The 9,258-nt window shown below is 53.2% G+C and carries 6 protein-coding genes and 3 pseudogenes; 6 read left to right on the forward strand and 3 right to left on the reverse strand.

Features of this window, described 5'->3' with window-relative positions; all coding sequences use genetic code 11:
• On the reverse strand, positions 1–165 hold a 165-nt coding region (locus tag BHE85_RS05805), incomplete at its 3' end, for an IS1 family transposase (RefSeq protein ID WP_047664789.1).
• A 301-nt stretch (positions 166–466) separates the two neighbouring features.
• On the opposite strand from BHE85_RS05805, the pseudogene ttdA reads away from it, so the two are divergent.
• From ttdA to ttdT, 3 genes and pseudogenes are all read left to right on the forward strand, one after another.
• Positions 467–1,377 (forward strand): annotated as a pseudogene (ttdA, locus tag BHE85_RS05810) (L(+)-tartrate dehydratase subunit alpha).
• Positions 1,374–1,979: a L(+)-tartrate dehydratase subunit beta gene (gene ttdB, locus BHE85_RS05815; RefSeq protein WP_000722955.1), complete on the forward strand. Its 606-nt coding sequence runs from the start codon at positions 1,374–1,376 to the stop codon at positions 1,977–1,979. Before ttdA ends, ttdB begins: the two are co-directional and overlap by 4 nt.
• Before the next feature lie 48 nt (positions 1,980–2,027).
• The gene (ttdT, locus tag BHE85_RS05820; RefSeq protein WP_039064253.1) at positions 2,028–3,491 is read left to right on the forward strand and encodes an L-tartrate/succinate antiporter; all 1,464 of its coding nucleotides are present in this window, start codon (positions 2,028–2,030) and stop codon (positions 3,489–3,491) included.
• Positions 3,492–3,533: 42 nt separating this feature from the next.
• Here ttdT and tsaD read toward each other — a convergent pair whose 3' ends face one another.
• Entirely contained in the window at positions 3,534–4,547 is a 1,014-nt protein-coding gene (gene tsaD, locus BHE85_RS05825; RefSeq protein WP_001264365.1) for a tRNA (adenosine(37)-N6)-threonylcarbamoyltransferase complex transferase subunit TsaD, read from the reverse strand.
• Between the two features lie 236 nt (positions 4,548–4,783).
• Here tsaD and rpsU point away from each other — a divergent pair, with 236 nt between their 5' ends.
• From rpsU to rpoD, 3 genes and pseudogenes are all read left to right on the forward strand, one after another.
• Complete coding sequence (gene rpsU / locus BHE85_RS05830) at positions 4,784–4,999, forward strand: 30S ribosomal protein S21 (RefSeq protein ID WP_001144069.1); 216 nt, start codon at positions 4,784–4,786, stop codon at positions 4,997–4,999.
• 188 nt (positions 5,000–5,187) lie between these two features.
• Positions 5,188–6,851: pseudogene (locus BHE85_RS28190) on the forward strand (CHC2 zinc finger domain-containing protein); the annotation flags it as partial.
• A gap of 197 nt (positions 6,852–7,048) precedes the next feature.
• Positions 7,049–8,890 carry an RNA polymerase sigma factor RpoD gene (gene rpoD / locus BHE85_RS05840; protein WP_000437371.1) on the forward strand — a complete coding sequence of 614 codons (1,842 nt, stop codon included), beginning with the start codon at positions 7,049–7,051 and terminating at the stop codon, positions 8,888–8,890.
• Between the two features lie 84 nt (positions 8,891–8,974).
• Here rpoD and BHE85_RS05845 read toward each other — a convergent pair.
• Positions 8,975–9,258: pseudogene (locus tag BHE85_RS05845) on the reverse strand (IS4 family transposase); the annotation flags it as partial.

A 9,258-nucleotide genomic window follows, 5' to 3' on the forward strand; every position in this document is an offset into this window, starting at 1 on the left:
TTTCTGGTGCGTACCGGGCTGAGAGGCGGTGTAAGTGAACTGTAGTTGCCATGTTTTACGGCAATGAGAGCAGAGATAGCGCTGATGTCCGGCAGTGCTTTTGCCGTTACGCACCACGCCTTCAGTAGCGGAGCAGGAAGGACATCTGATGGAAATGGAAGCCACGCAAGCACCTTAAAATCACCATCATACACTAAATCAGTAAGTTGGCAGCATTACCGTACCTGCAAGTCTTTGGCTAAAGGCCAGCTATTCAGCATCGTTAATTATCCGCAGTTGTGATAAGCGCAGTGTATTTCGCAAAACATTGCCATTCCCTGCTCTGGCGCAATATTCATTCTTATTTTCGCGTTGATTCACGAACTGTTAATTACATATTCACGGTGGCAAAAAATATAAAACCACATTTTTAGTGGTAGTTTATGGCGGTGAATTTTTCCAGACAAATACAAAAACTGGAGTTGCCATGATGAGCGAAAGTAATAAGCAACAGGCAGTGAATAAGTTGACAGAGATTGTCGCTAACTTTACCGCCATGATTTCTACCCGAATGCCTGATGACGTGGTGGATAAACTAAAACAGCTAAAGGATGCCGAAACGTCGTCGATGGGGAAAATTATCTACCATACGATGTTCGACAACATGCAAAAAGCGATTGACCTGAATCGTCCTGCCTGTCAGGACACCGGGGAGATTATGTTCTTCGTTAAAGTCGGTTCCCGCTTCCCACTGCTTGGCGAGCTGCAAAGCATACTCAAACAAGCCGTGGAAGAGGCAACGTCAAAGCGCCACTACGTCACAATGCGGTAGAAATTTTTGACGAAGTAAACACCGGCAAAAATACCGGTAGCGGCGTACCGTGGGTCACCTGGGACATCATCCCCGACAATGACGATGCGGAAATCGAAGTTTACATGGCAGGTGGCGGCTGCACGCTACCTGGCCGCTCGAAAGTGTTAATGCCGTCAGAAGGCTACGAAGGCGTGGTGAAATTCGTCTTCGAAAATATCTCCACCCTCGCCGTAAACGCCTGTCCACCGGTACTGGTGGGCGTGGGCATCGCCACCTCGGTGGAAACCGCCGCCGTACTCTCGCGTAAAGCCATTTTGCGCCCGATTGGCAGCCGCCATCCCAATCCAAAAGCGGCAGAACTGGAGCTACGCCTGGAAGAAGGACTCAACCGTCTGGGGATTGGTCCACAAGGGCTGACTGGCAACAGTTCAGTGATGGGCGTACATATCGAATCTGCCGCCCGCCATCCGTCAACCATCGGCGTTGCTGTCTCTACCGGCTGCTGGGCGCATCGTCGCGGCACACTGCTGGTTCATGCCGATCTCACCTTTGAAAATCTGTCTCACACCCGGAGCGCGTTATGAAAAAGATCCTGACAACCCCGATCAAAGCTGAAGATCTGCAAGATATTCGCGTCGGCGATGTGATCTACCTGACCGGTACGCTGGTGACCTGCCGTGACGTTTGTCACCGCCGCTTGATCGAACTGAAACGTCCGATCCCTTACGATCTCAACGGCAAAGCGATTTTCCACGCTGGCCCCATCGTGCGCAAAAACGGCGATAAATGGGAGATGGTTTCCGTTGGCCCGACAACCAGTATGCGTATGGAAAGTTTTGAACGTGAATTTATCGAGCAGACCGGCGTGAAACTGGTGGTTGGCAAAGGCGGAATGGGGCCGCTGACCGAAGAAGGCTGCCAGAAATTCAAGGCGCTACATGTGATTTTCCCGGCAGGCTGCGCGGTGCTGGCGGCAACCCAGGTGGAAGAGATTGAAGAAGTGCACTGGACAGAGCTCGGAATGCCGGAGTCGCTGTGGGTCTGCCGGGGCAAAGAGTTCGGCCCGCTGATTGTCTCTATTGATACCCACGGCAACAATCTGATAGCCGAAAACAAAAAGCTGTTCGCCGAACGCCGCGATCCCATCGTGGAAGAGATCTGCGAGCACGTCCATTACATCAAATAACCCTCCCGGAGAGGCTCGCCCCCTCTCCTTTTTCGCAGGCATAACACGATGAAACCTTCCACTGAATGGTGGCGATACCTTGCGCCGCTGGCGGTCATCGCCATTATTGCTCTAATTCCGGTTCCCGCAGGGCTGGAGAGTCATACCTGGCTCTACTTTGCCGTTTTTACTGGCGTGATCGTTGGACTGATCCTCGAACCCGTGCCGGGTGCCGTGGTGGCGATGGTGGGTATCTCCATCATCGCCATACTCTCTCCCTGGCTGCTGTTCAGCCCCGAACAGCTCGCCCAGCCAGGCTTTAAGTTCACCGCCAAATCCCTCTCCTGGGCAGTTTTTGGTTTTTCTAATTCGGTTATCTGGCTCATTTTCGCCGCCTTTATGTTTGGCACAGGCTATGAAAAAACCGGGCTTGGACGCCGCATTGCGCTGATTCTGGTGAAAAAGATGGGACATCGCACGCTGTTTCTCGGCTATGCGGTGATGTTCTCCGAGCTGATCCTCGCACCTGTAACACCGTCCAACTCGGCGCGTGGTGCGGGGATTATCTATCCCATCATCCGTAACCTGCCACCGCTCTATCAATCACAACCAAACGACAGCAGTTCGCGCAGCATTGGCTCGTACATCATGTGGATGGGGATTGTTGCCGACTGCGTGACCAGCGCCATTTTCTTGACGGCGATGGCACCAAACTTGCTGTTAATTGGACTGATGAAAAGCGCATCTCACGCCACGCTGAGTTGGGGCGACTGGTTCCTCGGGATGTTGCCGCTCAGTATTTTGCTGGTGCTGCTGGTTCCCTGGCTGGCTTATGTGCTGTACCCGCCGGTACTGAAGTCTGGCGATCAGGTGCCGCGCTGGGCAGAGACGGAACTGCAGGCAATGGGCCCGCTCTGTTCGCGTGAAAAACGGATGCTGGGGCTGATGGTAGGCGCGCTGGTGCTGTGGATTTTCGGCGGTGATTATATCGATGCCGCGATGGTCGGTTACAGCGTGGTGGCACTGATGCTGCTTCTGCACATTATCAGTTGGGACGACATTGTCAGTAATAAAGCGGCGTGGAACGTTTTCTTCTGGCTGGCCTCGCTTATCACCCTCGCTACCGGACTCAACAACACTGGTTTTATTAGCTGGTTTGGCAAACTGTTAGCAGGCAGCTTAAGCGGTTATTCGCCAACGATGGTGATGGTGGCGTTGATTGTGGTGTTTTATCTGCTGCGCTACTTTTTCGCCAGCGCCACGGCGTATACCTCCGCCCTCGCACCGATGATGATTGCCGCTGCGCTGGCGATGCCGGAAATCCCGCTGCCGGTGTTCTGCCTAATGGTTGGCGCGGCAATTGGTCTGGGGAGCATTCTTACACCATACGCCACCGGACCCAGTCCGATTTACTACGGTAGTGGTTATCTGCCAACGGCGGATTACTGGCGACTGGGGGCGATTTTTGGGCTGATATTCCTCGTGTTGCTGGTGATTACCGGCTTACTGTGGATGCCCGTGGTGTTGCTTTAAGTGAGGACGGTGCCGGAAATTGCTCTCCGGCACCCAATAGTTTTACGCAGCCGGTAACTCCGCCAGCGGCCAGCGCGGACGCACGCTAACGCCGAGATCCGCCGTCGCGCCTGCTTTAAACCGCACCATTCCGGCATAGGCGATCATCGCGCCGTTATCAGTACAAAACTCCGGACGCGCGTAGAACACTTCGCCGCGGCGTTTTTTCATCATTTCCGCCAGCTTCGCCCGTAACGTGCGGTTAGCACTCACGCCGCCCGCCATGACCAGTCGCTTAAAGCCCGTCTGATCCAACGCTCGCTTACACTTAATCATCAACGTATCGACCACCGCATCTTCAAAGGCGCGGGCGATATCAGCACGCGTCTGGTCGTCGGTGCCGTTGTCACGAATCGTGTTCGCCGCAAAGGTTTTCAGACCAGAAAAGCTGAAATCCAGCCCCGGACGGTCGGTCATCGGACGCGGGAAAACAAAGCGCCCGGCAGTACCCTGAGCCGCCATTTTCGACAGTAACGGTCCGCCAGGATAATCCAGCCCCAGCAGCTTCGCGGTTTTATCAAACGCTTCACCGGCGGCATCATCGATAGACTCGCCGAGCAGCTCGTACTGACCAATGCCAGTCACGCTGATTAACTGCGTATGACCGCCGGACACCAGCAGCGCGACAAACGGAAATTCCGGCGGGTTATCTTCCAGCATCGGCGCTAACAGATGCCCTTCCATATGGTGTACCGGGATTGCCGGAACGTTCCAGGCAAACGCCAGAGAACGCCCCACGGTTGCGCCAACCAGCAGTGCGCCGACTAATCCAGGGCCTGCGGTATAGGCCACAGCATCAATGTCTTTTGCCGTTAAGCCAGACTCCTTTAGCGCCGCCTGGATCAACGGTACGGTTTTGCGCACGTGATCGCGGGAGGCCAGTTCAGGCACGACGCCGCCGTAGTCAGCGTGCAATTTCACCTGACTATACAATTGGTTGGCTAACAAACCTTTTTCATCGTCGTAAATGGCGATGCCGGTTTCATCGCAGGAAGTTTCAATACCCAGTACACGCATGACTTGTTTTACCTCGCTTTATTACCGCGCAGTGTAGGACCAATGCGGGTTGATGTAAAACTTTGTTCGCCCCTGGAGAAAGCCTCGTGTATACTCCTCACCCTTATAAAAGTCCCTTTCAAAAAGGCCGCGGTGCTTTACAAAGCAGCAGCAATTGCAGTAAAATTCCGCACCATTTTGAAATAAGCTGGCGTTGATGCCAGCGGCAAACCGAATTAATCAAAGGTGAGAGGCACATGCCGGTAATTAAAGTACGTGAAAACGAGCCGTTCGACGTAGCTCTGCGTCGCTTCAAGCGTTCCTGCGAAAAAGCAGGTGTTCTGGCGGAAGTTCGTCGTCGTGAGTTCTATGAAAAACCGACTACCGAACGTAAGCGCGCTAAAGCTTCTGCAGTGAAACGTCACGCGAAGAAACTGGCTCGCGAAAACGCACGCCGCACTCGTCTGTACTAATTCCCCGAGAGCGTTGCTCTCCGATCAGACCGAGTTGTAGTTGTAAGGCCGTGCTTCCGAAAGGAATGCGCGGCTTATTTTCGTTTATGAATTGCTAAAAATCGGGGCCTATGGCTGGACGAATCCCACGCGTATTCATTAATGATCTACTGGCACGCACTGACATCGTCGATCTGATCGATGCCCGTGTGAAGCTGAAAAAGCAGGGCAAGAATTTCCACGCGTGTTGTCCATTCCACAACGAGAAAACCCCGTCATTCACCGTTAACGGTGAGAAACAGTTTTACCACTGCTTTGGATGTGGCGCGCACGGCAACGCGATCGACTTCCTGATGAACTACGACAAGCTTGAGTTCGTCGAAACGGTCGAAGAGCTGGCAGCAATGCACAATCTTGAAGTGCCATTTGAAGCAGGCAGCGGCCCCAGCCAGATCGAGCGCCATCAGAGGCAAACGCTTTATCAGTTGATGGACGGTCTGAATACGTTTTACCAACAATCTTTACAACAACCTGTTGCCACGTCTGCGCGCCAGTATCTGGAAAAACGCGGATTAAGCCACGAGGTTATCGCTCGCTTTGCGATTGGTTTTGCGCCCCCCGGCTGGGACAACGTCCTGAAGCGGTTTGGCGGCAATCCAGAAAATCGCCAGTCATTGATTGATGCGGGGATGTTGGTCACTAACGATCAGGGACGCAGTTACGATCGTTTCCGCGAGCGGTGATGTTCCCCATTCGCGATAAACGCGGTCGGGTGATTGGTTTTGGCGGGCGCGTGCTGGGCAACGATACCCCCAAATACCTGAACTCGCCGGAAACAGACATTTTCCATAAAGGCCGCCAGCTTTACGGTCTTTATGAAGCGCAGCAGGATAACGCTGAACCCAATCGTCTGCTTGTGGTCGAAGGCTATATGGACGTGGTGGCGCTGGCGCAATACGGCATTAATTACGCCGTTGCGTCGTTAGGTACGTCAACCACCGCCGATCACATACAACTGTTGTTCCGCGCGACCAACAATGTCATTTGCTGTTATGACGGCGACCGTGCAGGCCGTGATGCCGCATGGCGAGCGCTGGAAACGGCGCTGCCTTACATGACAGACGGCCGTCAGCTACGCTTTATGTTTTTGCCGGATGGCGAAGACCCTGACACGCTGGTACGAAAAGAAGGTAAAGAAGCGTTTGAAGCGCGGATGGAGCAGGCGATGCCACTCTCCGCATTTCTGTTTAACAGCCTGATGCCGCAAGTTGATCTGAGTACCCCTGACGGGCGCGCACGTTTGAGTACGCTGGCACTGCCATTGATATCGCAAGTGCCGGGCGAAACGCTGCGAATATATCTTCGTCAGGAATTAGGCAACAAATTAGGCATACTTGATGACAGCCAGCTTGAACGATTAATGCCAAAAGCGGCAGAGAGCGGCGTTTCTCGCCCTGTTCCGCAGCTAAAACGCACGACCATGCGTATACTTATAGGGTTGCTGGTGCAAAATCCAGAATTAGCGACGTTGGTCCCGCCGCTTGAGAATCTGGATGAAAATAAGCTCCCTGGACTTGGCTTATTCAGAGAACTGGTCAACACTTGTCTCTCCCAGCCAGGTCTGACCACCGGGCAACTTTTAGAGCACTATCGTGGTACAAATAATGCTGCCACCCTTGAAAAACTGTCGATGTGGGACGATATAGCAGATAAGAATATTGCTGAGCAAACCTTCACCGACTCACTCAACCATATGTTTGATTCGCTGCTTGAACTGCGCCAGGAAGAGTTAATCGCTCGTGAGCGCACGCATGGTTTAAGCAACGAAGAACGCCTGGAGCTCTGGACATTAAACCAGGAGCTGGCGAAAAAGTGATTTAACGGCTTAAGTGCCGAAGAGCGATCGGGAAGCCCCCGACAGCCGCACTGAGAGGCAGCGGCAAATATATAAGTACGCCCTCGTAATTATCGTTGGCGGTAAACAACCGTTGGATTTCAGCGTTAACGGCTGAAGGACATCGGGTCAATCGCCCAACACCAACCTCATGAAATAAGTGTGGATACCGTCTTATGGAGCAAAACCCGCAGTCACAGCTGAAACTTCTTGTCACCCGTGGTAAGGAGCAAGGCTATCTGACCTATGCCGAGGTCAATGACCATCTGCCGGAAGATATCGTCGATTCAGATCAGATCGAAGACATCATCCAAATGATCAACGACATGGGCATTCAGGTGATGGAAGAAGCACCGGATGCCGATGATCTGATGCTGGCTGAAAACACCGCGGACGAAGATGCTGCCGAAGCCGCCGCGCAGGTGCTTTCCAGCGTGGAATCTGAAATCGGGCGCACGACTGACCCGGTACGCATGTACATGCGTGAAATGGGCACCGTTGAACTGTTGACCCGCGAAGGCGAAATTGACATCGCTAAGCGTATTGAAGACGGGATCAACCAGGTTCAATGCTCCGTTGCTGAATATCCGGAAGCGATCACCTATCTGCTGGAACAGTACGATCGTGTTGAAGCAGAAGAAGCGCGTCTGTCCGATCTGATCACCGGCTTTGTTGACCCGAACGCAGAAGAAGATCTGGCACCTACCGCCACTCACGTCGGTTCTGAGCTTTCCCAGGAAGATCTGGACGATGACGAAGATGAAGACGAAGAAGATGGCGATGACGACAGCGCCGATGATGACAACAGCATCGACCCGGAACTGGCTCGCGAAAAATTTGCGGAACTACGCGCTCAGTACGTTGTAACGCGTGACACCATCAAAGCGAAAGGTCGCAGTCACGCTGCCGCTCAGGAAGAGATCCTGAAACTGTCTGAAGTATTCAAACAGTTCCGCCTGGTGCCGAAGCAGTTTGACTACCTGGTCAACAGCATGCGCGTCATGATGGACCGCGTTCGTACGCAAGAACGTCTGATCATGAAGCTCTGCGTTGAGCAGTGCAAAATGCCGAAGAAAAACTTCATTACCCTGTTTACCGGCAACGAAACCAGCGATACCTGGTTCAACGCGGCAATTGCGATGAACAAGCCGTGGTCGGAAAAACTGCACGATGTCTCTGAAGAAGTGCATCGCGCCCTGCAGAAACTGCAGCAGATTGAAGAAGAAACCGGCCTGACCATCGAGCAGGTTAAAGATATCAACCGTCGTATGTCCATCGGTGAAGCGAAAGCCCGCCGTGCGAAGAAAGAGATGGTTGAAGCGAACTTACGTCTGGTTATTTCTATCGCCAAGAAATACACCAACCGTGGCTTGCAGTTCCTTGACCTGATTCAGGAAGGCAACATCGGTCTGATGAAAGCGGTTGATAAATTCGAATACCGCCGTGGTTACAAGTTCTCCACCTACGCAACCTGGTGGATCCGTCAGGCGATCACCCGTTCTATCGCGGATCAGGCGCGCACCATCCGTATTCCGGTGCATATGATTGAGACTATCAACAAACTCAACCGTATTTCTCGCCAGATGCTGCAAGAGATGGGCCGTGAACCGACGCCGGAAGAACTGGCTGAACGTATGCTGATGCCGGAAGACAAGATCCGCAAAGTGCTGAAGATCGCCAAAGAGCCAATCTCCATGGAAACGCCGATCGGTGATGATGAAGATTCGCATCTGGGGGATTTCATCGAGGATACCACCCTCGAGCTGCCGCTGGATTCTGCGACCACCGAAAGCCTGCGTGCGGCAACGCACGACGTGCTGGCTGGCCTGACCGCGCGTGAAGCGAAAGTTCTGCGTATGCGTTTCGGTATCGATATGAACACCGACCACACGCTGGAAGAAGTGGGTAAACAGTTCGACGTTACCCGCGAACGTATCCGTCAGATCGAAGCGAAGGCGCTGCGCAAACTGCGTCACCCGAGCCGTTCTGAAGTGTTGCGTAGCTTCCTGGACGATTAATCGGTAGGCCGGATCAGGCGTTACGCCGCACCCGGCACTAGTCCCTCTGCACAAACGCCACCTTTTCGGTGTAATGCCAGTCAGTTAAGCAACTGACTGGCTCTTTTTCGGGGCTGTGGGGTATTTCCAGGGCCTCTCCTTTACCACTCTCGGAAGGCCCTTCCCCTTCTCGTCGGTAATTTCACAAGTTGTCCCATACTTGCAAGATCGCGCATCAGCTCCGGTATACGTCCCGGTGAAGCGCCCTGCAATGTCATCAGCATTCTCATCACCATTCCGCATGATTCTGAGAAACTCAGTTGATTCGGCCAGTAACCTTTCAGATGTTCCGCCATTTTAATCATCTGATATCTCACCAGATTATAAGC

Source organism: Shigella sp. FC1567, assembly GCF_001743015.1.
Classification (GTDB): Bacteria; Pseudomonadota; Gammaproteobacteria; order Enterobacterales; family Enterobacteriaceae; genus Escherichia; species Escherichia coli.

Bases quoted from the DNA above. Each gene is read 5' to 3' on its own strand.
- ttdB (WP_000722955.1), top strand. From the start codon at position 1,374: ATGAAAAAGATCCTGACAACCCCGATCAAAGCTGAAGATCTGCAAGAT.
- ttdT (WP_039064253.1), top strand. From the start codon at position 2,028: ATGAAACCTTCCACTGAATGGTGGCGATACCTTGCGCCGCTGGCGGTC.
- tsaD (WP_001264365.1), bottom strand. From the start codon at position 4,547: ATGCGTGTACTGGGTATTGAAACTTCCTGCGATGAAACCGGCATCGCC.
- rpsU (WP_001144069.1), top strand. From the start codon at position 4,784: ATGCCGGTAATTAAAGTACGTGAAAACGAGCCGTTCGACGTAGCTCTG.
- rpoD (WP_000437371.1), top strand. From the start codon at position 7,049: ATGGAGCAAAACCCGCAGTCACAGCTGAAACTTCTTGTCACCCGTGGT.